The following is a 24,458-nucleotide window of genomic DNA, read 5'->3' as shown; positions in this document are numbered from 1 at the left end:
AGGAGGCTTAGCAAATGAGATGTTGAATTATGACATAATTAAAATGAGGGGCATGCTGAGCCTGTCGAAGCATCGCGGGTAGAACCTCTGCGCACGTCCTTCGGCAAGCTCAGGATGACAGGCCATCTACACCTAATTTTTTCCGTATTCTCTCAGCCTAACAAAAATCAAAGACATCAGCAATACAATCTAATTATTACCCAATCCAGTCTCAATCTTTGCTTGTAAATCAGCTTTAAAGGCATCATCCAGCTTCAACTCATTCTTCAGCGAATCTTGAAAAAGTTGCTGTACCATGTCATTAATAATGCGGCTTTGTTTATTATACAGTACGCACATGCCGCAACCGGCCAGGTGAATGCGCAGTTCAATTTCCTCGCGAAAGTTAAGTCGTTTAAGCTGCTTCTTTTCGATGAGGAAAGTAGCCTGCTTGCAGTTATATATTATTCTATTTAAATAGCTCATTTTAATTAATTCCAGTTTTTTTGAAGGCAAGCCCTCAGGTTAACTTTTGCCCGGTGAATAATTACCCAAAAGTTGGCCTGGGTAACACGCAGTTCGGTACAAATAATTTCGGTAGCTGCGTCCTCAATGTGTTTCATGGTAAAAACGGCGTTCCACAGGGCCGGGAGCTTTTGCAGGCACATTTGCAGGATGCCGTTCAGCTCTTTTTTTAACAGGGGATCCTGATCATCCATCCCGGCAATAGGTTGCGGAGCGTATTCGGCTTTCCAATGGCCATTATCTTCCTCAAAAAAATCATCCTGTTCCTGTGCCGCTTTATTGGCCGAAGCCACAGCCAGTCCTGATGACTTTTTTCGGTACACGTCGATAATTTTATTTTTAAGGATGGCAGTAAGCCACGTTCGTTCGGTGCTTTTTCCCTCAAATCGGTCAACCCTTTCAAGGGCTGCCAAAAAGGTCTCCTGCACCAGGTCTTTAGCTGTATCCTCGTCATTAATACGCACAATGGCGTACATATACAGGTAATCGGCATAGGAGGAAACCCATTTATGAGGGTCCAATACATTAGTTTCGGTTATCATGAAATGCAGTAAGCTTATACAATTACCGGTTTAGTCGGGTAAAGGCCTTAATCCTTACAAAATAAATTCAAAATAGCTGATATTTAAATGAAGCTATTCTGCTGATCACTAAGTTACGTTACACTGGTTGATTATGAGCTTATTATACCGATATTTATATCATTCAAAAAAAGAAAAATTTATTGTAAGGTTATCTCCCCAAACCCGACAAAGCAGTAAAAACGTATATCATTTAATCCTAATACGATGAGAAAGATCAAAATATTTGCGCTTGTGCCGTTTTTTATAGGCGCGGTAATCATTTCGGCAGCTTTTATCAACAACAAAAGAACTGCTGAAAAAAGCAATGGCAAAAAATTAAAGTTCGACGGAAAGGGTTTTGCCCTTGTAGAGTTGTTTACTTCGGAGGGCTGTTCAAGCTGTCCCCCAGCCGACGACCTGGTAGCAAAAGTTCAGAAAGAGGTTGGTGATAAACCCATTTACATTTTAGCTTATCATGTTGATTACTGGGACCGCCTTGGCTGGAAAGATGCATTCAGCAGTGCCGATTATACAAAACGGCAAAATGAATACGCTCATTGGCTCAACCTTTCGCAAATTTACACACCGCAGATTGTGGTTAATGGTAAAACGGAGTTTGTTGGCTCACAAGAAGGAGCTTTACGCAACGCCATCAAAACAGGCTTGCAGCGAAGCAGCAATGTTCAGTTAAGTCTTAACGCTACCCGCAATGCAAATAACACAGCCTCGGTACAATATAAAGTTGAAGGCCAAACCGATAATGCTCATAGCGTTATATCACTGGCATTGGTTCAAAAACAGGCCGTTATAAAAGTTGAGCGTGGTGAAAATGGCGGTCGTACACTGGCACATGCCCAGGTTGTACGCAACCTGCAAACATTACCTTTAAGCAAAAACAATGGCAGCGCAACTGTTGCCTTGCCTTCCGGGTTTGACGCCCAGGGTTGGGAAATAATAGGCTTTGTACAAAACACCGCCAATGGGGCTGTTTTGGGCGTGTCAAAAACTCCTTTTAAAGTATCGGCAGATGCAGGTAATCAACAGGATGCTAAAAACATACAATAATGATATAGTTGTTTTTTAGTAGTGGCGCATCACATGCGTCTCCTGACGGACAAGTCCCTTTATGCGGCCATTAATTTGCATATTTGAGAGACGCATGTGATGCGTCTCTACATCTAAAAGAACAGTTAAGATCATTTAAATGAAAGTAATTAAAGAGAAACACCCGCTGTTAATGCGCTGGACGCACTGGGTAAATTTTCCAATCCTCACCATCATGATCTGGAGTGGGCTGCTAATTTATTGGGCAAATGATACTTATACGTTCACACTCTTCGGCGTTACTTTTATCAGGTTTTTTCCGCAGGGCTTTTATGATGCCCTGCATATTCCCAAACGCTTGGCCGAGGGGATGGCTTTCCACTTCCTCTTTATGTGGTTTTTTGCACTGAACGGATTTCTATACGTTACATATACTATCATATCGGGGCAGTGGCGTGAGCTGGTGCCTAACCGTCATTCGTTTAAAGAGGCTTTCCTGGTGGTTTTGCATGATCTGCATATCCGCAAAACGGCCCCTCCACAAAACAAATATAACGCTGCACAACGGATTGCCTATACAGCTATCATAGTAATGGGCTTTGGCTCCCTGATCACCGGGTTGGCAATTTACAAGCCTGTACAGTTTAATTATTTAGCCTGGGTTTGCGGCGGATACCATCTGGCCCGCATCTGGCATTTTGTGCTCACCATTGGTTATGTGCTGTTTTTCCTGGTGCATGTTGTTCAGGTAGTACTTGCCGGCTGGAATAATTTCAGATCGGTTATTTCGGGCTTTGAGGTAATTGACGAAAAACCTCAACCCTCTATCCAAATTCAAAACAATGAAACTAACGAAAAAGCTGAATAAGGTTTTCAGTAAAAAGAAGGCTCCCAAAAAGGAGCTTACCGTTGAGCAAAAGATCAGCCGCCGCAACTTTATCTCTTTCGGCAGTTTCCTGGTATTGGGCAGCGCCGCCTATGGGGGCTGGCGCTGGCTGTATACATCGCCAGAGGAAGTGCCGGGTATAACCGCAGAGGCCCACAGGCCCTTACGTGCTGTACTAAATGCCAATGAAAAGGTGGTGCGGCAATTGTATAGCAATAAAAATCTGGTACAAACATATCCTAAAGAAATGGCTGCCAAAGTGGTGCGGCATAACAGTGATATTGGCTCCGGAGGACTGATTGATGTGGATGCATGGAAATTATCAGTCAAAAAAAGCAGCGGCGAAGTACTGAACATCGGCATGGATGAGATTATGAAACTACCTAAAACGGACATCATTTATGATTTTAAATGCGTGGAAGGCTGGGACCAGATCTCGCATTGGGGCGGCGTAAAATTCAGTGATTTTATAGCGCACTTTAAGCTTGATGCCGAAACTCAATTTGAGTACGTAGGCATGGAAACCCCTGATAAAGAATATTACGTAGGTGTTGATATGCCAAGCGCCATGCACCCGCAAACACTGCTGGCCTATGAGGTGAACGAAAAACCCTTACCACCCAAACATGGTGCGCCGCTAAGGCTTATTATCCCGGTAAAATACGGCATTAAAAATTTGAAACGGATAGGTAGTATTAACTTCAGCAATAGCCGCCCGCGCGATTACTGGGCCGAGCAGGGATATGATTATTATGCGGGATTGTAAAGAACCCGTTAAACCGGCGGTATATGTGATGTAATATTTGCATATTGCATTAAATGCCGGCCGATAAACTCCCGCTTTCCAAACAGCTTGCCTATGCCTGCGGAATGATAGGCTGGAGCATCATGACCAATATTATTATTGTGATGCTGCCTTACTTTTACCTGCCGCCAAGCAATGCCGGGCTTACCCCCCTGATCCCCCAACTGTTGCTTTTCGGTGTGTTCAATATCATGTCGGCTATAACGGCATCAGGGCGTTTGGTGGATGCTTTTTTTGATCCATTTATTGCTTCAATGAGCGACAAAAGCGAAAACCGCAAAGGCAGGCGTATCCCCTATATGAAATGGGCTATTATACCCGCGGTTGTTTTTTGTGGCCTCACGTTTTATCCGCTGGTAAAAAGCGAAAGCATCTACAATGCTTACTGGCTGGTTTTTACGCTTATCTGCTTTTTTATGGGCGCTACCGCTTATATTATCCCATATAATGCGTTGCTGCCCGAGCTTACCCGCACCGGCAACGAACGGGTTGAATTATCATCATTGCAGCAGGTAGGTTTTGTGATTGGCATTATCCTATCGGCCATGGTGAACAACTTTGCCGATTGGTTAGAAAGCTTCACACATATTACCAATCGTGATACCGCTGTACAGTACACCATTTGGGGCCTGGCAATATTTGCAGGGCTGGTAATGCTGGTGCCCGTATTCGCCATTGATGAAAAGCGGTATTCAAACAGTCAGCCATCACACCTGCCCTTGTTACCGGCTATTCAAAAAACCTTTAGCAACCGTAATTTTAAATATTACCTCATCTCCGATTTTTCATACTATATGGCGCTCAGCATCATATCAAGCGGTTTACTATTCTTTTTAAAATCGTTGCTGCGCTTGCCCGAATCACTGGGTGGCGAGCTTATGGGTACCATGGTACTGGTGTCGCTGGTTTTTTATCCGCTGGTAAATTACCTGTCGCAAAAAATCGGTAAAAAGCCTATTGTGCTTTTTTCGTTCGGTTTATTGAGCCTCATTTTTGTGGCGATATTTTTCCTTGGCAAATTTCCAATTTCGCCTAAAGCCCAGATCTATACCCTGGTGCTCTGCGCCTCGTTCCCGCTGGCTTCACTGGGGATCTTACCCAACGCCATCCTTGCCGAAATAGCACAAAACGATGCCAAACATACTGGTGAAAACCGGGAAGGAATGTTCTTTGCAGTAAAATACCTGTTTGTAAAACTTGGCCAAACACTGGGCATTGCGTTGTTTGCTTTTTTAACGGTTTATGGTAAAGATCCGGGCAATGACTATGGCTTACGATTGAATGGAATTTGTGGATGTGTGCTGTGCTTGCTGGCTATTGTTTTCTTTAGCAGGTTTAGGGAGGGAGAGGAAAAGAGAGTGGTTGATTAGGTTGGAGTGGTTGAAAGGTGGCTCAATAAAACATTTAACCATTCATTTTTTTAGCTCAAGTTTTGTGGGATGGCAAAGGAGCCTTGGGTAACTTGTGCTTACGGAAGCACAAGTCAGCCCCACACCATCCTGAACACAAGACTTGCGCCAAAAGAGGGGATTGGGCGGATGGTTAGGTAATGAAAAAACAGATCATAAAAAATGCCGCCGTCCGGCTCCAGCCGATTTGCCCACATAACAGTCAGTATTAAAAGCCTTGCCATTTTGATCGGTAAAAGAAAAGGCAGGTATTTTACCACCGGTAACAAGTTGCCTGCCTGATTGCGCCTCGGCCGCGCAGGCAAAAAGGAAAGAGGCCAGTAAAATGGCTATGAGGTATTTGATCATGGTTGGGCTCATTTTCCTTACTTACGTTAAATGTGTTAACACTTCAATTTATGCTTATAATAAAATAAAAAAGGCCTGCAATTTGTTTTAATTGCAGGCCTTTTTTGTAAATGTAAAAGCAATATTACACCAAATTCTTTTTGATATAGCTGATACTTTGTGCAATACTGTTGAAAGGATCGCCGGGGCAAATATCCTGCTCAACAAAAAAGTATTTAAGCCCCGATTTTTTTGCCTGGGTAAATATCTTTTTAAAGTCGATAGTACCGTTACCAACTTCAGTAAATTTCTTTTCAGGGGTCTTGTCCATATCCTTAACATGCCATAACGGGAAACGGCCGGGATGCTTATCAATTAAAGCAATAGGGTCCTGGTTGGCCTTGGTTACCCAGTAAAGGTCCATTTCCATTTTCACCATATCCTTATCGGTGTTTTCCAATAGGATTTCGTAAGGGTATTTGCCATTTTCCTGGATAAATTCAAAATCGTGGTTGTGGTAGCAAAGCTGGATGCCTGCGCCTTTACAGGTTTCGCCGGCTATATCAAGCATGTTGGCTACGTTTTTATAATGGTCGAGGTCGCCACGTTCGGATTGTGAAAGATAAGCACAAACCATGTATTGCACGCCGGCCTCGGCAGCATCATCAACTGCTTTTTTCCAGTCGTTCATAATAGTACCCTTTTGATGTTCGCCGTTAACCAGCTCTTCACCCAAACGGTAATGTGCGCTTGGCATAATGAGGCCGTTTTGTTTCAGCAAATTTGCGAAATCAGCAGGGCGCATACCATAAAATAATTCGGAACCGGTATAGGTTGCGCCTTCAACAGATGTAAAGCCCGTTTGAGCTACTTTTGCTAATGCAGCAGCCGGATCGGCCGCCATGGCATCACGTACGGTATATAATTGTAAGCCGATATATTTTTTATCATATGCAAACAAATTAGGAGCTGCCAACAAGCCTGCTGAAAGTAGCGCCGAAGTTTTTAGGAAAGAGCGTCTGGTAGTCATTGGTTTATGTTTTATTAATTGGTTGTGTAAATATAACGCATTAAAAATGCCAAATCAAAGACCGAAATTACGCTGATTGGTTTAATGCCGCCTTATAGTATTGCAATTTTTACAAGCATATAAATATTTATAAAAAACATATAAAAGAAAAAGCCGCTTTGCAGCGGCCTTCACATACATTCAAGAAGTATTATCTTCCTTTTTTTATGTTGGGGAACTTCATTTTATAATCCACATCAACCATCCCTTTCGAGATCTCATTAAGCTTTTTTTCGATAAGGCGTTTGCGCAGCGGGCTTAGCTTATCGGTAAACAGCTTGCCTTCAATATGATCATACTCATGCTGGATAACACGTGCGGCCATACCTTTAAAAGTTTCTTCATGGTGTTTCCAATCGGCATCATAGTATGACATGCGTACAACGGGCTTGCGGTATACATCCTCGCGGATATCGGGGATGCTCAGGCAACCTTCGTTAAAGCCCCATTCTTCGCCGGTTTCTTCCAATATGGTAGCATTAATGAATGCCTTTTTGAAATCCTTCAGTTCCGGTTCGTCATCATCAAAAGGCGTGGCATCAATTACAAACAAACGCATTGACATGCCTACCTGCGGAGCGGCCAAACCAACACCACGGGCAGCATACATGGTTTCAAACATATTATCAACCAGTTCTTTTATATGCGGATACTCGTCGGGCTCAATGGCTGTCGCTTTCTTTCTTAAAACAGGATCACCGTAGGCAATGATAGGGTACTTCATCTTGCAAAAATAAAGGATTATTGCTTAGGCTCAAATAGCAAAGTGATCAAGCGGTTATTATCAAAAATTTCATTGCTGATCTCCAGCACCTGTTCGGCGTTTACCTGGTTAATTTTATCAAAAATCTCTTCAAGGGTGTCAACCCGGTTAAAATCAACCATGCTTTTGGCCATGGCAATAATAAGGCTCATGCGGTTTTCTTCGGCCAATGCAATTTGGCCAATAAATTTTTGCCGTGCCTGGTGCAATTGCAGGCTGCCTAACTTTTGATCCCGCAGTTTTTTCAGCTCTTTATGCACCAGTTTTGATGCTTTGCCTGCCTTTTCTGTATCGGTTCCAAAATATATAGAGAAGATCCCGGTATCGGATAAAGGGGTATAGTTCGATTCTACAGTATATGCTATACCGTGCTTTTCCCTGATTTCGAGATTAAGCCGGCTGCTCATGCCAATTCCCCCAAGCAGGTTGTTAAGTAACAGCAAGCCCCACTTATGTTCATGCGACGAGGAATAAGCCTGAGCACCTATAATACAATGCGTTTGCGAAATCGGCTTGTTAACCAGGTGGATCCCGGCCGGGCTTAATGCTGGCTGCACCCTGTTTTTTTGCAGTTGATTAAAAGGCACATGACCGAAATATTTCTCAGCCATGGCTACCAGTTTTTTGAAATCATAATTACCGTGTACGGCAAAGATCATTTCGGTTGTATTATAGTTGGCAGCTATGAATTGGCGGATATCATCGCCGTTAAGTCTCCCAACGGTTTCGGGCGTGCCTAAAATATTTTGCCCCATGGGGTGGCCCTTAAACAGCAATTCCTCAAAATCATCCTGTATGGCTTCTTCCGGCTGGTCCAGATAGGATGCTATTTCATCTAAAATAACACCCCGCTCCTTTTCCTGTTCATCATCGGGGAAAGTGGAGTGAAATAATATATCCTCAAAAAGGTCCATAGTGCGGTCCAGGTGCTGATTAAGCAGCGATGCATGGATGCAGGTATATTCCTTGGTGGTATAGGCATTCAGGTCGGCGCCAACAAGCTCAAGCCTGTTCAGGATCTGGTTGGTGTTACGGCGTTCGGTTTCTTTAAAAAGCAAGTGCTCAATAAAATGTGCAAGGCCTTCCTGTCCCGGAACCTCATCGCGCGAGCCCGCATTTACAATAAAACAGCAATGTGTAATTGCTGATGGCCAGTGCTTATATAATATGCGAATGCCGTTGGGCAAAGTATAAAGTTGATAGTCAATCATTCGGCTGCAAAGATAAGCTTATATGTCACAATTATTTTTCATGTTATTGTAAGTGATTTATAGTATTTTAGGAGCTTAAAATCAATTTCCGCTACGGTTAAAAGACAAATGGCGGGATTAGCACTACCCTTAAAATCGAACCAAACCAAATGAAGAAACAAATAGCCGACCTGGAATTTGAAACATTGATAACCGCCAAGCAGATTGAAGAGCGTGTAAAAGCCATTGGTGTACAGATAAGTGAGGATTTTAAAGACACCGTTCCGGTTATGGTTGGCGTACTCAACGGCAGTTTTCTTTTTATAGCCGACCTTATAAAACAGGTATCAATTCCTTGCGAGATCAACTTTACCAAACTGGCCTCTTATTATGGAGGTACCACCAGTTCGCTAAAAATACGGGAGGATATTGATTTAACCGTTGATATAAAAGGCCGTGACGTGCTTATTATTGAAGATATTGTTGATACCGGCAATACCGCTCACTACCTGATAGAAAAACTGAAAGAAAGAGAACCCGCTTCATTGAGGTTATGCTCACTACTATTAAAGCCCGCCGCCCTGCAAAAAAAGATAGATGAGCTTAAGTACGTAGGCTTTGAAATAGAGAATGAATTTGTAGTAGGTTATGGCCTTGATTATAAAGAAATGGGCCGGAACCTGGCGGATATTTACAAAAAAGTAGAATAAGGGTAAGCCGGCTTTTACATATATACCAGCCATTATTGTTGGTTTATAGGACGTTGTGCGCAATTTTTTTAACACCCGATTAAAACAATGATTGCTCTGCTTCGTTTTAGGGTTTATGAAATATACATCTTTACTTTTATCAGGCTGCGTGGCAGCATCGTTTTTGTTCTCTTCATGTGATAAAGAAGGACCAAGTACTTCAACCGTTGCTATTACGGTAACTGACGGATTAACCGGCACCGCTTCGGCAGGTGCAACGGTAAAATTGTACGATGACGTAAATAAACCAAATACCGGCGAAGCCCCTGCATATACGCTTACTGCAGATGCTTCCGGGAAAGTTTCAGCATCAGTTGCCTATATCGGCGGATACTATATAGTTGCCGAAAATGGCGCCCGCAAAAGTTATTACGGAGGCCTGATCCCGATAGGTATTTTTAAAACCCAGGCCGATATTGACAGCAGCCCTAAGCAAACTCCTGCTGCAACAATAGGCGCAGTAAAGTTTAAGGATACCAATGGTGATGGGGTTATCAATGATTCGGACAAAACACATGCGCCAAGCTTGTTTTTGGAATCCGGACAAACGCTTACTTATAGTACAGCGGTTTATTAATTTTTTGATCATGTTGCCGTAGTAACGGAAATGAAATAATTGCAATAAATAACATAAAGCTACCGGTGAAAATCGGTAGTTTTATTGTTTATTGCAGGGGCACCTTAATATTTTTTAAGCGCGCTGCATTTCTTCCTGATGAAAAAAATATTTATTGCTTTGGCCACTTTGATGCTTTTAATAGCAGTTGTCATGTCATTAACCGGCTATAGCCTTGTCATTCCGCTTTCGCACGTTAATAACGATAGACATAACACCTCACTACCCAGGGCTGAACCCGGCGAAAATTTACAACCGTTTTCAAACTATGATTTTTCAAAGGGCAATTGGACAGCCTACATTATAATCTCGACTGACGATTTTAATGCCCTTAATCCCCTTATCGAAAAACGGGTTTGCTGGAAAACCAACAGCAAAACATTGTTAACGAAAATGAAAAAAGACTGGGTTTTTAAATATCGTGAAAACGATGATATGGCAACGGTAAACAGCTCTTTTTATCTTGTACGGGATGATGTTATAGTTTTTGAATCGGGAATAGTGCTGGATAAAAATACCCTGGGTTTGCAAAACTCAAACTATGGTTGGATGCAGGCAGCAAAAAGCGAGGCTTTTGTAAATATTTGCAGGGACTTTAAAAAAGTATACTGGCCGATTGTGTTTTTTTAAGTTAGGAATATATGTTGCCGTGAGCACACGGCAACGGGGAACACAAGTTTATATTATCCCCGCCACCATACTCAGCAATTCCACCGCTTCATCAACGCTATTAATGCCCTCAATGCCTAAACGCAGTGTATTTTTAACCTCTTTCAAATTAGTGCGCCTTGGGTTGGCCTGCACAAAGGCAAGCACATTGCGGAATGCCTCGGTTTCAAAATAAGTTGATTGCTGGTTGGTGATAAAGTAACCCCGCAAAACGTTTTTCTTGAGCGAGATCTTTTCAAAGCCTATCGCCTTACCCAGCCATTGCAGGCGCAGGGTGTTAAGCAAGCCGTTAACCTGTACGGGCACCGGGCCAAAACGGTCGTGCAATTTCTGTTGAAATGCTTGTAACTCTACCTCATTTTCCAGTTTGGAAAGCTCGGTATACAGGTTATACCGCTCGGAGATATTGGTTACATACTCATCCGGAATCAGTATCTCCAAATCAGTATCAATTTGCGTAAAGGAGATGTACGGGCGTGGCTTATCTTCAGGGAAAACGCCTTTAAATTCATCTTCCTTCAGTTCCTGTATAGCTTCGTCGAGGATCTTATGGTACATTTCAAAGCCTATTTCGGCAATGAAACCGCTTTGCTCGGCACCAAGCAGGTTGCCGCTGCCGCGGATGTCCAGATCGCGCATGGCTACGTTAAAGCCGCTGCCCAAATCGCTGAACTCTTCAATAGCACTGAGGCGTTTGCGGGCTTCGCTGGTTAAGGTCGACAACGGAGGACTCAGCAAATAACAATATGCTTTTTTATTGCTCCTGCCCACGCGACCGCGCATCTGGTGCAGATCGCTCAGGCCAAACATGTGGGCATAGTTGATGATGATGGTATTGGCATTAGGGATATCCAAACCGGCCTCAATAATGGTTGTGGCTACCAATACATCATACTCGTGGTTCACAAATTTGAGCATTACATCTTCCAGGTCATCACCTTCCAATTGGCCGTGAGCAATGCCTATGCGGGCTTTAGGTACCAGTTTACGGATCATGCCGCCAAGTTGCGGCAGATCAGCTACGCGGTTGTGGATAAAAAATATCTGTCCGCCACGGTCAATTTCAAACTCAACCGCTTCTTTAATGAGCTTATCGTTAAACACATGCAGCTCGGTAACAACCGGCTGGCGGTTTGGCGGCGGTGTTGATATGATGGAAAGATCACGTGCGCCCATTAATGAAAAATGCAGCGTACGTGGAATTGGTGTTGCAGTTAAGGTAAGCGTATCCACATTGGCGCGCATTTGTTTTAGCTTCTCTTTGGTAGATACGCCAAACTTCTGTTCCTCGTCAATGATCATAAGGCCAAGATCCTTAAACTTCACATCCTTGCTTACCAGGCGATGTGTGCCTATGATGATATCAACCTTACCTTCCTTCAGCTTTTCCAAGGTATCCTTGATCTGCCTGCTTGATTTAAAGCGGTTGATGTAATCAATATTGGCAGGGAAGCCTTTGAGCCTGTCGGTAAAGGTTTTGTAGTGCTGTGCTGCCAGGATGGTAGTCGGTACAAGTATAGCCACCTGCTTGCTATCGGCAACGGCTTTGAATGCCGCCCGAACAGCCACTTCGGTTTTGCCAAAGCCCACGTCGCCGCAAATGAGGCGGTCCATCGGGTGTGGCGACTCCATGTCCTTTTTGAAATCGGCAGTTGCTTTTTCCTGGTCGGGGGTATCCTCATACAGGAATGATGCTTCCAGCTCTGTTTGCAGGTAACTATCGGGCGAAAAGGCGTTGCCGTGCTGGGCTTTGCGGAGGGCGTAAAGCTTGATCAGGTCGCGGGCTATGTCCTTAACTTTTTTTTTTGTTGTTTTCTTTAAGCGCTCCCAGGTATCGGTACCAAGCTTATTCATGCGCGGTACAGTGCCCTCTTTGCCGCTGAATTTGGAAATACGGTTAAGTGAGTTGATGTTCACATACAACAAATCATTATCGGCATAAATAAGCCGGATCATTTCCTGTTGTTTGCCATTTACATCCACTTTTTCCAAACCGGCATATTTGCCTATCCCATGATCAATGTGGGTAACATAATCGCCCGGTTTAAGGTCGCGGAGCTCTTTAAGCGTGATAGCCTGCGAACGCTGGTAGCCCTTTCGGGTTTTATATTTATAGTAACGGTCAAAGATCTGATGATCGGTATAGCAGGCTAATTTTTGCTCATGGTCAATGAACCCTTCACGGACTGAAATGCTTACCGGTGTAAATTTTACGGTTTTATCCAGGTCGTCCAAAATAGCGTATAAACGCTCAACCTGTTTGGCCGAATCGGTAAAGATGAAATTCTCGATCTTATCGGCCTCGTTGTTTTTAAAGTTGTGGATCAGCAGCGTAAAATCTTTATTGAACGATGGCTGCGGGCGCATATCAAAATTGATAGCGGTAGCATCGTGATAAAAAAACTGCTTGCCAAACTCCACCACCGGGAAATCATGCAGTTGATCGCCGATCAGTTTTTCGTCGGTAAAACCAAATTTCGGATCTATCCAATCGGGGTTTTGCGCTTTTTCATCAGCCGAGAGCGCTTTCCACAAGTTCACCGCTTTTTTATAGCCGGTTTGAATAATATCCAGCGTAAACTGAACATCTTTGATCCACACCTGCGTGCCTTGCTCCACATATTCGAGCAGGGAGATATTGTTTTCGGTTAAAAACTTAGATTGTACATTGGGGACAATGGTAATGCTTTTAACCTGCTCAACCGATAGCTGGCTTTCAATTTCAAATGTACGGATAGACTCGATAAAATCGCCGAAGAACTCAACCCTATACGGAAGCACGTGCGAAAAAGAGAAAATATCGACAATGCCGCCACGAATAGAGAACTGCCCCGGTTCGTAAACAAAATCAACCCTTTCAAAATCATACTCTATCAAAAACTCATTGATAAAATCAATACTAAGCTTATTGCCTACGGCTATTTCGAGGGTGTTCTTTTCAAGCGATGAACGGTCGATCACCTTTTCGGCCAAAGCCTCAGGGTAGGTAACAATCAGCTGGCCGTATTCGGTACTATGATTAAGTTCATTCAAAACCTCGGCACGGGCAAGCACATTGCTGCTGTCGGGCTGGGTAAATTCAAAGGGCTTACGGTATGATGACGGGAACAGCAGGGCTTCTTTACCGGTAAGGTTTTCCAGATCGGCCTGGAAAAAGCCTGCTTCTTCGCGGTCGGGCAGTACAAACACCATGTGCTTGTGTTGCAAAAAATACAATGCTACCGCCATGGCCGAATCGCTTGATCCCACCAAACCACGTAGCTGTACCCTTGGATTTTTTGATGCGTTAAGCGCGGTAGCCAACGCTTTTATCCGGTCATCAGCCTTGTATCTGTCTAATATATCTCGGATGTTCAAATTGCGGCAAAGATAAACAAAAAAGGAAAACCCAATTAAAAAAGCATCAGGCCAAAATTAATGCAAACAATATGGCCGCTTATTTACTTTTAAATGATAAATTTATGCGTGTAAACAGGCATAAACAGACTTATAAACTCAACTTAAATTTATAATCATGAAGAATGCAGCTTTATTCGGGGGAATTATTGGCGTATTAAGCTTATTATGGGTTTTTGCCATGCCAAAATTCGGTGTTATGCCCCAAAAAGATGTGGTATCCCCGGCCGAATACTTTTCATTTATTATACCGGCAATCGGCCTTTTTTTCGGTATCATGAGTTATCGAAAAAACGACTGTAACGGTCAGATGGGCTTTTTAGAAGCCATATTTCAAAGCTTTAAAATACTAATTGTAGGCGGTATCATAGCCGTTTTTGGCTCTATCCTTTACATCAGCTATATTTCATCATCGGGCGATAACATAAAGGATTTTTCGGAACGGATTTTTGGCGCACTCATTGTAGGGGTGCTGCTTGCCTTTGCGGTATCATTGCTTTTTACGAATAAAAAAAACAAAGTTGATTAAGCGTTATTTTTCAAAATATTTTGAACTCTTGTTCTGGACAGCCGCGATGCTTTCATTGGCCATGACTTCGCCAACAGAAGCATCGCATTTCACTTTATGCCCCCTTAAATTGATGGGTATAGGCTGGTGCCCCGGCTGTGGCTTAGGGCATAGTATTATTTATCTTTTTCATGGCGATATCAACAATTCGTTCCGTGCCCACTGGCTTGGCATCCCCGCCGTAGCTGTAATCTTTAACCGGATCTATGTGCTTGTTAAAGCAAGGCTGATGGAGCGAAGCCAGTTTAAAAGTCTCACCTGATTTTATAAAATATGTCATTGCGAGGAGCAAAACGGGATTGTGCCGGGGCGCGACGTGGCAATCGCATACTATACAGAGCGGCTATGCTTCCGTGCGATTGCTTCGTGCCTCGCAATCACATTGTTTTTGTTTGTTCCGTCACTTATCGGTAAGATTTCCACTCCTTTTCACCGTTAAAACCCATCATTTCACCGACTACTTATCTCCGCTAACCTATCTCCTGTAGGTGTTTTAGAGGGGGCGCGGTACCTTTATATCATAAAACAATCGCAAACTTTAAAACTTACTGAGATGAACACTTATCAAAATCCATATATGTCTTTCGACGGTATCACTCCCGAAGAATATACATTTCTGCAACAGGCTACTGCCTCATTAACAGAAAACCAGGCACGTACTTTTATGTCATTTTATGCCAGCAAAAGGCGTAACCCACAGGATATCATGTTTGCAACACTTGCCGGCTTCCTTGGTGTATCAGGCGTACAGCGTTTCATGACAGATCAGATTGGTATGGGAATCCTGTACTTTTTTACAGCCGGCTTCTGTTTTATCGGTACCATTGTCGACCTGATCAACTACAAAACCATCGCTAACGATTACAACAGGCAAATGGCCTACGAAAGCTTCAACATAGCTAAAATGAGCAACTAAAGCCCTTTAAGGGTATAGTTTCACTATATATCAATAAAAAATCCACCTTCTGTTACGGGGTGGATTTTTTGTGTTGAATGCCTAATAATCAAAACCATGTCATTGCGAGGAGGAACGACGAAGCAACCTCGTAGCCATACAGATCGGACATGCATTGGCGACGAGATTGACGCGCTTCGCTCGCAATGACATAAAATTTAAGTCTTACTTCATTGATTTATCCCTTATCGCTTTAAATTCCGATCCCTTTTTCCAGCCGGGGAAGGTTGTTTCATTGCTTAGCTTAGTGCCAGCTTCATAAAGGATATTAGCTATCTGCGCCATACCTGTTGCATCCATAGTATCGGTGTAGTTATCGGCCTGTTGATGGTAACGGTTATCGCCATAGTCCTTCTGCCTGGCTTCGCCATAACTTCCGTCATGTATTACGCTGATACTGCCATTATTGATATCAAGGGCGGGTACGCCAACTTTGGCGAAGTTAAAATGATCCGACCGGTAGTAGCTGCCCGAGCCGGGGTGCCTGTCGCCAACGGTGGTAAGGCCCTGGGCTTTTGCTATTTCGTCAACGTAATCTTCCAACTCGTTTTGGCCTTTGCCTGTTACAGCTATGTCCTTAGTTTCGCCATAGTCGCCAAGGGCATCCATGTTCAGGTCGGCAACGGTTTTGTTAACGGGGTAAATGGGATGGGTTGCATAATATTCAGATCCCAGCAAACCCTGCTCTTCGGCGGTAACAGCTAAAAACACGATTGACCTTTTTGGTTTTTCTTTGGCCTTGCTGAATGCTTTGGCTACGCTGATAATGGCAGCAACACCATCGGCATTATCAACAGCGCCGTTATAGATGCTATCACCTTTGGCGTCGGGCTTACCTATGCCAAGATGATCCCAGTGGGCAGTGTATAATACATATTCATTAGGTTGTGAACTTCCTTTAAGCGTGCCTATAACATTGTGCGATGTAGAATATTTTAACTGGTTAGTGATGGTTAAAGTAACCGACTGCTTAAGCGGGATAGCCTTAAAATCTTTTTTGCGGGCTAAAGCACGGAAATCGCCGGTAATGCCTGCTTCTGCCAATAGCTTTTTGCCCATATCTTCGGTAATCCAGCCTTCAACCTTGCAGCGGTTCATGTGCTTATCCTTTTGCTGCAGGTAAAGTTTGGCGCCTGTATTACTGTTCGACACTACTTCCCAACCATAACTTGCAGGCTCTTTTTGATGGATGATAAGCACGCCTGCAGCACCCTGACGGGCGGCTTCTTCGTACTTGTAAGTCCACCTGCCATAATAAGTCATGGTGTCGCCTTTAAAAAATGTTGGGTCTCCATTTTTAAAGCCAGGATCGTTCACCAGTACCACAACTGTTTTGCCTTTAACATCAAGGCCGGCATAATCATTCCAATGATATTCGGGTGCAACAACACCATAACCTGCAAAAACCAGCGGAGAGTTTTTAAGCGTTACCGAATCAACCTCGCGGCGACTGAACGTTACAAAATCAGTGGTTGCATGAAGGCTCATTGGGGTTTTACCCCCGGTAATTTCCATTACAGGCGATGGCGTGCTGGTGATTTGCACCATGGGCACATCCTGGAAATAGCTGCCATTGTTGCCCGGTTCAAGTCCGGCTTTTTTAAACTGCTCGGAGATGTATTTGATAGCCTTGTCTTCACCGGCGGTGAAAGGCTTGCGGCCCATCATCGAATCATTGGCTAAAGCCGAGATGTATTTTTTTATTTCGGCGGCGGTAATGACCTTTTCGGCGGGCACACTTTTATTATTCTGGCAGCCTGCAAAAATGGCAAGGCCGCCTATGAGCATAAGGTAACGATGTTTGATTTTCATATTGATGGGAATTTCGCGAAAGGATCGAATTTACGCAAATCCCAAACAAATATTCTAATCATATATGAGTGATTTGTATTAACAAAGAAATTTTGCCCTGAATTATTCTTGTGTAATTATTTTTTCAGCCTCAATTCCGGCCTGCTTAGCTTGATCAGTTGCCAGGCCACTTCTGCGCTTGATAACGCTACCAGCGCAAAAATGGCCGCCGAAAGCGCTTTGGGCGTTGAGCTTAATGCGCCGCCCAGCGCTACACTGTAAACAATAAATGGCAGCAGTAAAATTAGGCACAGCCCGGTAACACTAAGCGGGATGCGGAATGGCCGCTCCTTTAACGGTTCTGTGATGCGAAGCTTTACCAGGGCGATGTATTCTAAAGCAAGCCCCGCACCGTAAACGGTTACATCAATGATGAGCAGATCGGCAAAAGTCCACAATACCATAAAGCTTACTACTATGGAGCAGATAATAATGGAAATAAAAGGCGTTTTAAAACGCGGGTGCAGCCTGTTGAGGCCTTTAGGCAGTAAATTATCTTCGGCCATTACCTGCGGCACGCGCGATACCGAGAGCAACACAGCGGTATAAATACCCAGCGTACTGGCCATCCCACCGGCTGCTACCACAATACCCAGCCAGTGCCCGCCAATAAGTACACCTAATGCCGGGAAACCGCTATCGGTTAATGTATCATGGTTAATGCCCGACTGCTGGGCAACCCAAATAGCAAAAAAGTATACCACCATTACCAGGGCAAAGGCTGCAAAAATAGAAATGAGGTAAGAGCGTACCGGTTTTTCAACCTCTTCGGCATAGGTGGTTACGTTATCCCAGCCAAGGCAGTTCCACATCACGGTGTACAACGCCATCCCGAATGATGGGAAGCTAAGCCCTTTTAATGAAGTTGTTGGGATTTGCATTGGGCCGCTATGGTGATAAATACCCAAGGCAATCAATAATATAATTGGAGCAAGTACAGCCGCGCTTAAAAACAGCGAAACCCTGCCTACCGGCATAATACCTAAAATATTCAATGCAGCCGAAGCCCAGATGATCACCAAACAAACCGGGATCTGGAAGTTTAATAATTCGGGGAAAAAGAAACCTGCATATTGTACAAACAGTACGGGGTAAATGGCAAGGTCAACAAAAGTATAAAGCCAGGTCCACCAGCCCTCAATAAAGCCCCAATGGATGCCAAGGGCATATCTCACCCATTTATAGTAACCGCCTGTTATGGGCATCATGCTGTTAAGCTCAAGCACGGTAAATATGGCCGGTACATCCCACATTAAGGGGGTTATAAGCAGGATAAGCAAAGCGCCATGATCACCGGCATAACTCAATAGCGGCTCAAGGCCATAAGGGCCGCCAGATACAGTAAAGAAAATAACAGCAACAAGCTGAATGGGGCGTATTTTTTTTAATGAGGCTGCAGAGGGCATAAGCTATAAAAATATAACTTATGCGTTAATTTTTTAATTTTTTTGTTGGAGGGGCGTTTACCCTCCTGAACGAAGAATCCCCCCTTAATGATTATCCCTATCCTTCGTATCCATGATGATGGTTACCGGCCCATCATTCAGCAAATTAATCTTCATATCAGCACCAAAAATACCGGCAGCAACTTTTTTTCCTGTTAATGCTTCAAGTGCCTGGATCATCTGCTCATACATCGGAATAGCTTTTTCAGGTTTGGCGGCTCTTAAAAACGAAGGCCGGTTACCTTTTTTAGTTTGGGCGAAAAGGGTGAACTGGGAAATCAACAATATCCCCCCATCAATATCCGCCAGTGCTTTATTCATAAGGCCATTCTCATCGCCAAAAACACGCATGCCGGTAATTTTATTGGCCAGCCATTGCAGGTCTTCGGCGGTGTCGGCATCTTCAATTCCTAATAACACCAAAAATCCAGCCCCAATTTCGCCCGTGATCTTTCCGTCAACAGTACAGCTTGCCTGGGTAACACGTTGTAGTACAGCCCTCATAGTATATCAGCACTAATTATTTTTTTATCGCCCACAATGTAGGCGAATTTCGGCAATGTTTAGCTTGCGGCAAATGCCATTCTTTCAATTAACCACAATTACAAGTCCAATAAAAGCATCTGTATTCCATCAAATTTCCGTCAATTCAGTGTATTAGTGAAAATTCGTGGTCCATCCATTCGTGTAATTAGTGTGTAATTAATTAAGTTCGCAACCGCTATTATGTATATCTAATTAATAGGATAAAAAATGAGTACCAAAAGAGGCTTTACTACTACCATATTACATGCCGACCGTCTTGGCAAACCCGAGCATGGTTCATTACATAAACCCATTCACACTTCGGTAACCTATGGGCACGAAGATGTGCAGGACCTGGTTGATATTTTCCAGAACAAAAAGAGCGGCTATGCTTATTCGCGTCAGGGCAACCCTACTGTTACCGCATTGGAGCAAAAGGTAACCCAGATGGAAAATGGTGTATCAAGCATCGCTTTCTCAACAGGTATGGCGGCAATTTCGGCAACGGTAATGGCCCTCATTAAAGGCACCGACCATATTGTAGCAAGCTCATTCCTGTTTGGTAACAGCCGCAGTATTTTCCAAACGTTTATTGATATGGGCATCAGCATTGATTTTGTTGACGCCACCTCTGTTGATAATGTACGCGCAGCAGTAAAAGAAAACACCCGCATGGTGTTTGTTGAAACCATTGCCAATCCCGCCACTCAAATTGCCGATCTTAAAAACATTGGCGACCTGTGTGCCGAAAAAGGGATCCTGTACGTGGTTGACAACACCATGACATCGCCATATTTGTTTAACCCAATTAACGTTAAAGCCAGCCTGGTAATCAACTCGCTTACCAAATACATTGGCGGGCATGGTAACGCCCTCGGCGGCGCGGTAACCAATACCGGCTTGTTCGACTGGGCAAACTATCCAAATATTTTCCCCGGATTTAAAACAACCGTAAAGCCCGACTCGCTGGGCATGACCCAGATCCGTAAGAAAGGTTTACGCGATGCCGGCGGTACTTTATCCCCCGAAGCTGCACACAGCATTTCTGTAGGTGCCGAAACGCTTGCCCTGCGCCTTGACCGTGCCTGCAGCAACGCTTTGGCATTGGCTAAATATTTCGACAACCACCCGAAGGTTAAAAAAGTATTTTACCCAGGCGTTGAATCGCATCCGCAGCACGCATTGGCTGGCGAACTGTTTGCACGTTACGGAGGGCTGATGAGCATCGAGCTTGACGAAAGTATTGATTGCCTTGCTTTTTTAAACAAGCTGAAACTGGTTGTAAAATCAAGCAACCTTGGCGATACCCGCACGCTGGCTATCCCCGTTGCGCAAACTATTTTCTTTGAGCTTGGCGCCGAGCGCCGCGCCGAAATGGGCATCCCCGAAAGCATGATCCGCCTGTCGGTTGGTATTGAAGACCTTGACGATTTGCTTGAGGATTTCAAGATTGCTTTAAGATAGGGATTAGAAGCAGGAATTCAAGAGCCAGGAACCCGGATATAAATACGTTAAGGTTTTAAAGCAGAAGTCAGGAATGAAAAAAGTTCATAAATCTTCATTCCTGATTCTCCTCATCCTGACTCTTGCATCTATCCTAACCTCCTGCCGTCATGATCGTAAAGTAAACACCTCTTTTTATTACTGGAAAACCGTTTACAGGGATAACCCCACCGAGTCCGCCTGGCTCAAACATTTCCAAACGCGTAAGCTTTATACGCGGATAATGGATGTTGACAATACCACTGACGAACCAAGACCTGTGCCCGTATCCCCTATCCTGTTTCAAAGCCCGATAGTTGATAGTATCCAGCTTGTGCCGGTGGTATTTATTGTTAATAATGTTTTAAAAAACACCAGCCATCCACAGCTTGATGAACTTGCACAAAAGATAGTTGGCTTTGTAAATGCCAAGGCAACACAGGCGGGCAAATCATCATATCCCGAGCTACAGATTGATTGCGACTGGACAGTATCAACCCGTGATAATTACTTTTATTTGCTAAAGCAGATCCATGAACAGAAAACGCTGAAAGCTAAATGCCTTTCGGCTACGCTGCGACTTCATCAGCTTAAAAACCAAAAAGGAAGCGGCATCCCGCCGGTTAACCGGGTTATGTTGATGTGCTATAACATGGGCAACCTGCGGCAGTATGGCAATCAAAATTCCATATTGGATATTAATGAGTTAAAGAAGTATGCAAATGAAAATATGGGCGCTTATCCTATGCCAATAGACGTTGGTTTGCCCATTTTTAGCTGGGCAGTAGCCTTCAGGGATAAAACATACATCGGCATAACAAAAAGAATAAATAAGGATACACTTGCTAATAAAAATCAGTTTATATTTAAGGGAAATAATATTTATCAAACCTTAACCGACCTGCCCCAATATGGACTGAACCGTGCCGACGCAATACGATGGGAAACCGTAACAGCAAATGAGTTGCAGGCGGTGGCCGCATACTTATCACCACTGATAAAAACCGATACCGTTAACATCATTTACTTTCACCTTGACGCGGCCATTTTAAAGGCCTACCCCTATGAAACGCTGGAAAAAACTAACCATCTGTTCCGTTAGCTTCCTCATTTGCCTCTTTGCCGAAATTGCCATTAACCTTGCCTGCGGCCCGGAGACCGATCCGTACGATTATTATGCTTCGTTTTTTCATAACACCATACAGGATAATAATGGCTTTAAGTCGTTTTATTTTAATGGGATGGCTTTTTTAAATGATGATAATGCCCCGGTAAAAGAAACCGATATCAATGCCGGCGAATGGGCAGCTCATTTAGGTAAAACGGTATCCGTAAAAGATGTAAACAAAGCCATGTATGATTTGGGCGAACAAACCGATTCATTATTGCTGTTAAGATCTTTAAAACCCAATGGCGCACTACCGGATAGTTTAAAGAAAAATACATTTTTAAAAGCGCTGGTATCCGGAAAAAACAATGAAGCTTTAAAATATTACCGGTTAATAAAAACTATTGAACCGGTTATCACTGTAACCTATAGCCGGCGATGGGATCCTGCTCCCCGTGGTGTAAAGAAGTTAAGAGCGTTTTCTGCAGAAGCATTAAAACTTGCCAATATCACCGGCGATAGGTTTATAAAGCTGAGGTACTTTTACCAGGCCCAGCGATTACTGTTTTATTGCGGCAATCAGCGCGAAGCAGCTAATATATATGACAAATATATAGCCGGTTCAAAATCAAAAAGCCATGTTATGGGCTGGGCATTATCATTGAGGGCGGGCAGCGAGCTAAACATCGGCAGCCGTGTAAAAGCAGCTTATCTTTTCTCAAAGGTATTTGCTAATTATCCCGAGCGGCGCATCCAGGCGTTTTATGAGTTTAACGGCATCAATGAGCCACAGGCAAGCATCCTTTTTTTTGCAAAAACGGCTAATGAAAAGGCCTTCGTATATGCCATAAGGGGTTTCCATAAGCCGCGGGCTGATATCAACGCGCTTGAGCAGGTTTACAAAATTCAGCCCCGCTCGCCGCTGATAAAACTTTTGCTGGTACGCGAAATCAATAAAATTGAAGAAGGATACTTATGGGCTGGTTTTAACAAAAAAATGAAGCCCAACCCGTACGACTATTACCGTTACCTGTATATAGCACCCGATAGTATTTTAAAAAGGCAGAAGGCTTATATCCCCCTATTGAAGGCATTTTGCGGTCGATTAGCAAATGAGGGCAAATATGCCGAACCGGAGCTGGGGAATTTGGCCCTTGCCTATCTGTCATGGATCCAGGGCAATAATGAAGAAGGGCTTGATGCCCTGGCAACTTTAAATGATAAAAAACTAAAACATAGTGTTGCGGATCAAAAGCAAATGATCGGGCTTTTACTGCTGGCTCAAAAAATCGGCAGGCAGGACACAATTCATGAGCAGGAGTTAGTACCCGCGTTAACATGGCTTGATCATAAAGTTAAATGGGAGGCCTCCCATACCAAATATCCGGAGGGAAGCTATTACGGAAATAATAGTTATTACCTCAAACACTATTCCATGTCGGCACGTGATTTTTATACATTGGTATTAGCCCCAGCTTACCTAAAACAAAAAGATACTGCCATGGCGGCATTAGCTATACTTAAGGGACAGCGGACAATTCCGCCTATCCGGGAATATAGCAGTCCGGCCCCCGGGTTTAATATGCCCGATTTTCTGCAACGCAAACTGCATTCCTACGATTTGCTTAAATTGATAAATCATTACAAGGCGCCAGAGAAAACACCATTTCTTAAAATTCTCACATCCGAAATAAACCGGGGAGTAAGCTATGACCTGTATGACTTGCTTGGTACAGCATATCTGCGCGAACATAAATATGCAGGAGCAGTAAAGGCCTTTAATAAAATTCCGGCGTCTATCTCTACCCATACACCATATGCTGATTGGGAAAAAAATGAATATCATTTTGATCCGTTTACAGATAATGGCACTCCTAAGCACAAAGACGCAAAAACAATCAAATACACCAAGCCAATGTTTGCCCGCAAAATGGCAAAATTGCAAAAACTCATAAAAACCGCCCCTAAAAAGGCCGACAGTTATTATTATCAAATGGCTAAAGGCTTATACAATACTTCTTTTTATGGTAGGTCATGGTATCTGACTGTTTACACATCGGCATCTTATGACAGCGACCGCAAACCGGATGAATATTACGATGCAGACTTTTTAAAGAATATTTATGCGGAAAAATGCTTTTTAAAAGCACGTGGGTTGAGTAAGGACAATGAATTTAAAGCCCGATGTACGCTCATGGCCGCTGAGTGTCAGAAACACAGGATAAAATTTCCGCCATATGAATATGATAATAGTGCAAAGTATAATGCCGCCCTCGCGAAATATAATTTACGGATAAGGAATAACTCCTATTTCGCCGAGCTTAAGAAAAACTATTCAAAAACAGCATATTATAAACTTACTATAATGGACTGTAGTTTATACCAGGATTTTTTGGCTCTTCAACCTAAAAAATAAAACAAACACGGCAAAAACAACAATAACGCTCCCGCAAATCAATTCAACCTCCTTAAGTTTCAGGAAATTATTTTCTGATGAGATAGGGGCTAATGTTTAGATCATTGTAATATAGCTA

At 43.5% G+C, this 24,458-nt stretch carries 23 protein-coding genes; 13 read left to right on the top strand and 10 right to left on the bottom strand.

What is annotated here, in order from left to right; all coding sequences use genetic code 11:
- Window positions 1-189 precede the first annotated feature (189 nt).
- Both ACFFGT_RS30660 and ACFFGT_RS30655 read right to left on the bottom strand, forming a co-directional pair.
- Window positions 190-465, bottom strand: coding sequence for a hypothetical protein (locus ACFFGT_RS30660; protein ID WP_377026332.1), 276 nt, complete (start codon window positions 463-465; stop codon window positions 190-192).
- 5 nt (window positions 466-470) lie between these two features.
- The gene (locus ACFFGT_RS30655; protein ID WP_377026331.1) at window positions 471-1,046 is read right to left on the bottom strand and encodes a sigma-70 family RNA polymerase sigma factor; all 576 of its coding nucleotides are present in this window, start codon (window positions 1,044-1,046) and stop codon (window positions 471-473) included.
- Window positions 1,047-1,292: 246 nt separating this feature from the next.
- Here ACFFGT_RS30655 and ACFFGT_RS30650 point away from each other — a divergent pair, with 246 nt between their 5' ends.
- The 4 genes from ACFFGT_RS30650 to ACFFGT_RS30635 all read left to right on the top strand — a co-directional run bounded on the left by ACFFGT_RS30650 (window position 1,293) and on the right by ACFFGT_RS30635 (window position 5,172).
- The gene (locus ACFFGT_RS30650; RefSeq protein WP_377026330.1) at window positions 1,293-2,132 is read left to right on the top strand and encodes a DUF1223 domain-containing protein; all 840 of its coding nucleotides are present in this window, start codon (window positions 1,293-1,295) and stop codon (window positions 2,130-2,132) included.
- 139 nt (window positions 2,133-2,271) lie between these two features.
- Complete coding sequence (locus ACFFGT_RS30645) at window positions 2,272-2,979, top strand: cytochrome b/b6 domain-containing protein (RefSeq protein ID WP_377026329.1); 708 nt, start codon at window positions 2,272-2,274, stop codon at window positions 2,977-2,979.
- The gene (locus ACFFGT_RS30640) at window positions 2,954-3,763 is read left to right on the top strand and encodes a molybdopterin-dependent oxidoreductase (RefSeq protein WP_377026328.1); all 810 of its coding nucleotides are present in this window, start codon (window positions 2,954-2,956) and stop codon (window positions 3,761-3,763) included. Before ACFFGT_RS30645 ends, ACFFGT_RS30640 begins: the two co-directional genes overlap by 26 nt.
- 53 nt (window positions 3,764-3,816) lie before the next feature.
- Entirely contained in the window at window positions 3,817-5,172 is a 1,356-nt protein-coding gene (locus ACFFGT_RS30635) for an MFS transporter (RefSeq protein WP_377026327.1), read from the top strand.
- A gap of 192 nt (window positions 5,173-5,364) precedes the next feature.
- On the opposite strand, the gene ACFFGT_RS30630 is transcribed toward ACFFGT_RS30635, so the two are convergent.
- The 4 genes from ACFFGT_RS30630 to ACFFGT_RS30615 form a co-directional block, all read right to left on the bottom strand.
- Window positions 5,365-5,559 (bottom strand): hypothetical protein, encoded by a 195-nt coding sequence (locus tag ACFFGT_RS30630; protein WP_377026326.1) that lies wholly within the window; start codon window positions 5,557-5,559, stop codon window positions 5,365-5,367.
- Between the two features lie 124 nt (window positions 5,560-5,683).
- On the bottom strand, window positions 5,684-6,568 hold the full coding sequence (locus tag ACFFGT_RS30625; protein WP_377026325.1) for a sugar phosphate isomerase/epimerase family protein: 885 nt from the start codon (window positions 6,566-6,568) through the stop codon (window positions 5,684-5,686).
- 190 nt (window positions 6,569-6,758) lie between these two features.
- On the bottom strand, window positions 6,759-7,331 hold the full coding sequence (def, locus tag ACFFGT_RS30620) for a peptide deformylase (RefSeq protein WP_377026324.1): 573 nt from the start codon (window positions 7,329-7,331) through the stop codon (window positions 6,759-6,761).
- 17 nt (window positions 7,332-7,348) lie between these two features.
- Window positions 7,349-8,578, bottom strand: coding sequence for a M16 family metallopeptidase (locus tag ACFFGT_RS30615; protein ID WP_377026456.1), 1,230 nt, complete (start codon window positions 8,576-8,578; stop codon window positions 7,349-7,351).
- 152 nt (window positions 8,579-8,730) lie between these two features.
- On the opposite strand from ACFFGT_RS30615, the gene hpt reads away from it, so the two are divergent.
- From hpt to ACFFGT_RS30600, 3 genes are all read left to right on the top strand, one after another.
- Window positions 8,731-9,270, top strand: a complete 540-nt coding sequence (hpt, locus tag ACFFGT_RS30610) for a hypoxanthine phosphoribosyltransferase (RefSeq protein WP_377026323.1) — start codon at window positions 8,731-8,733, stop codon at window positions 9,268-9,270.
- 115 nt (window positions 9,271-9,385) lie between these two features.
- Entirely contained in the window at window positions 9,386-9,886 is a 501-nt protein-coding gene (locus ACFFGT_RS30605; protein WP_377026322.1) for a hypothetical protein, read from the top strand.
- A 138-nt stretch (window positions 9,887-10,024) separates the two neighbouring features.
- Entirely contained in the window at window positions 10,025-10,555 is a 531-nt protein-coding gene (locus tag ACFFGT_RS30600; protein ID WP_377026321.1) for a hypothetical protein, read from the top strand.
- 48 nt (window positions 10,556-10,603) lie between these two features.
- On the opposite strand, the gene mfd is transcribed toward ACFFGT_RS30600, so the two are convergent.
- A complete protein-coding gene (mfd, locus tag ACFFGT_RS30595; protein ID WP_377026320.1) occupies window positions 10,604-13,951 on the bottom strand; it encodes a transcription-repair coupling factor in 3,348 nt (1,115 codons plus the stop codon).
- A gap of 157 nt (window positions 13,952-14,108) precedes the next feature.
- On the opposite strand from mfd, the gene ACFFGT_RS30590 reads away from it, so the two are divergent.
- From ACFFGT_RS30590 to ACFFGT_RS30580, 3 genes are all read left to right on the top strand, one after another.
- The gene (locus tag ACFFGT_RS30590; protein ID WP_377026319.1) at window positions 14,109-14,519 is read left to right on the top strand and encodes a DUF4199 domain-containing protein; all 411 of its coding nucleotides are present in this window, start codon (window positions 14,109-14,111) and stop codon (window positions 14,517-14,519) included.
- Entirely contained in the window at window positions 14,512-14,820 is a 309-nt protein-coding gene (locus tag ACFFGT_RS30585) for a DUF2752 domain-containing protein (protein ID WP_377026318.1), read from the top strand. Before ACFFGT_RS30590 ends, ACFFGT_RS30585 begins: the two co-directional genes overlap by 8 nt.
- A gap of 291 nt (window positions 14,821-15,111) precedes the next feature.
- On the top strand, window positions 15,112-15,474 hold the full coding sequence (locus ACFFGT_RS30580) for a TM2 domain-containing protein (RefSeq protein WP_022830459.1): 363 nt from the start codon (window positions 15,112-15,114) through the stop codon (window positions 15,472-15,474).
- Between the two features lie 204 nt (window positions 15,475-15,678).
- Here ACFFGT_RS30580 and ACFFGT_RS30575 read toward each other — a convergent pair whose 3' ends face one another.
- The 3 genes from ACFFGT_RS30575 to dtd all read right to left on the bottom strand — a co-directional run bounded on the left by ACFFGT_RS30575 (window position 15,679) and on the right by dtd (window position 19,313).
- Window positions 15,679-17,325: a M28 family metallopeptidase gene (locus tag ACFFGT_RS30575; RefSeq protein WP_377026317.1), complete on the bottom strand. Its 1,647-nt coding sequence runs from the start codon at window positions 17,323-17,325 to the stop codon at window positions 15,679-15,681.
- 116 nt (window positions 17,326-17,441) lie between these two features.
- Complete coding sequence (locus tag ACFFGT_RS30570; RefSeq protein ID WP_377026316.1) at window positions 17,442-18,770, bottom strand: APC family permease; 1,329 nt, start codon at window positions 18,768-18,770, stop codon at window positions 17,442-17,444.
- An 84-nt stretch (window positions 18,771-18,854) separates the two neighbouring features.
- Complete coding sequence (gene dtd / locus ACFFGT_RS30565; protein WP_377026315.1) at window positions 18,855-19,313, bottom strand: D-aminoacyl-tRNA deacylase; 459 nt, start codon at window positions 19,311-19,313, stop codon at window positions 18,855-18,857.
- A 249-nt stretch (window positions 19,314-19,562) separates the two neighbouring features.
- Between dtd and ACFFGT_RS30560 the strand changes: the two genes are divergently transcribed.
- The 3 genes from ACFFGT_RS30560 to ACFFGT_RS30550 all read left to right on the top strand — a co-directional run bounded on the left by ACFFGT_RS30560 (window position 19,563) and on the right by ACFFGT_RS30550 (window position 24,340).
- On the top strand, window positions 19,563-20,798 hold the full coding sequence (locus ACFFGT_RS30560; RefSeq protein ID WP_377026314.1) for a cystathionine gamma-synthase family protein: 1,236 nt from the start codon (window positions 19,563-19,565) through the stop codon (window positions 20,796-20,798).
- A 73-nt stretch (window positions 20,799-20,871) separates the two neighbouring features.
- A complete protein-coding gene (locus ACFFGT_RS30555; RefSeq protein WP_377026313.1) occupies window positions 20,872-21,918 on the top strand; it encodes a hypothetical protein in 1,047 nt (348 codons plus the stop codon).
- Window positions 21,881-24,340, top strand: coding sequence for a hypothetical protein (locus ACFFGT_RS30550; RefSeq protein ID WP_377026312.1), 2,460 nt, complete (start codon window positions 21,881-21,883; stop codon window positions 24,338-24,340). Before ACFFGT_RS30555 ends, ACFFGT_RS30550 begins: the two co-directional genes overlap by 38 nt.
- Window positions 24,341-24,458 lie beyond the last annotated feature (118 nt).

The sequence above is a fragment of the Mucilaginibacter angelicae genome (assembly GCF_042434235.1).
Taxonomy (GTDB): Bacteria; Bacteroidota; Bacteroidia; order Sphingobacteriales; family Sphingobacteriaceae; genus Mucilaginibacter; species Mucilaginibacter angelicae.
Note: the sequence above shows the minus strand (reverse complement) of the source record. Positions and strands in the feature narration are given on the sequence as shown.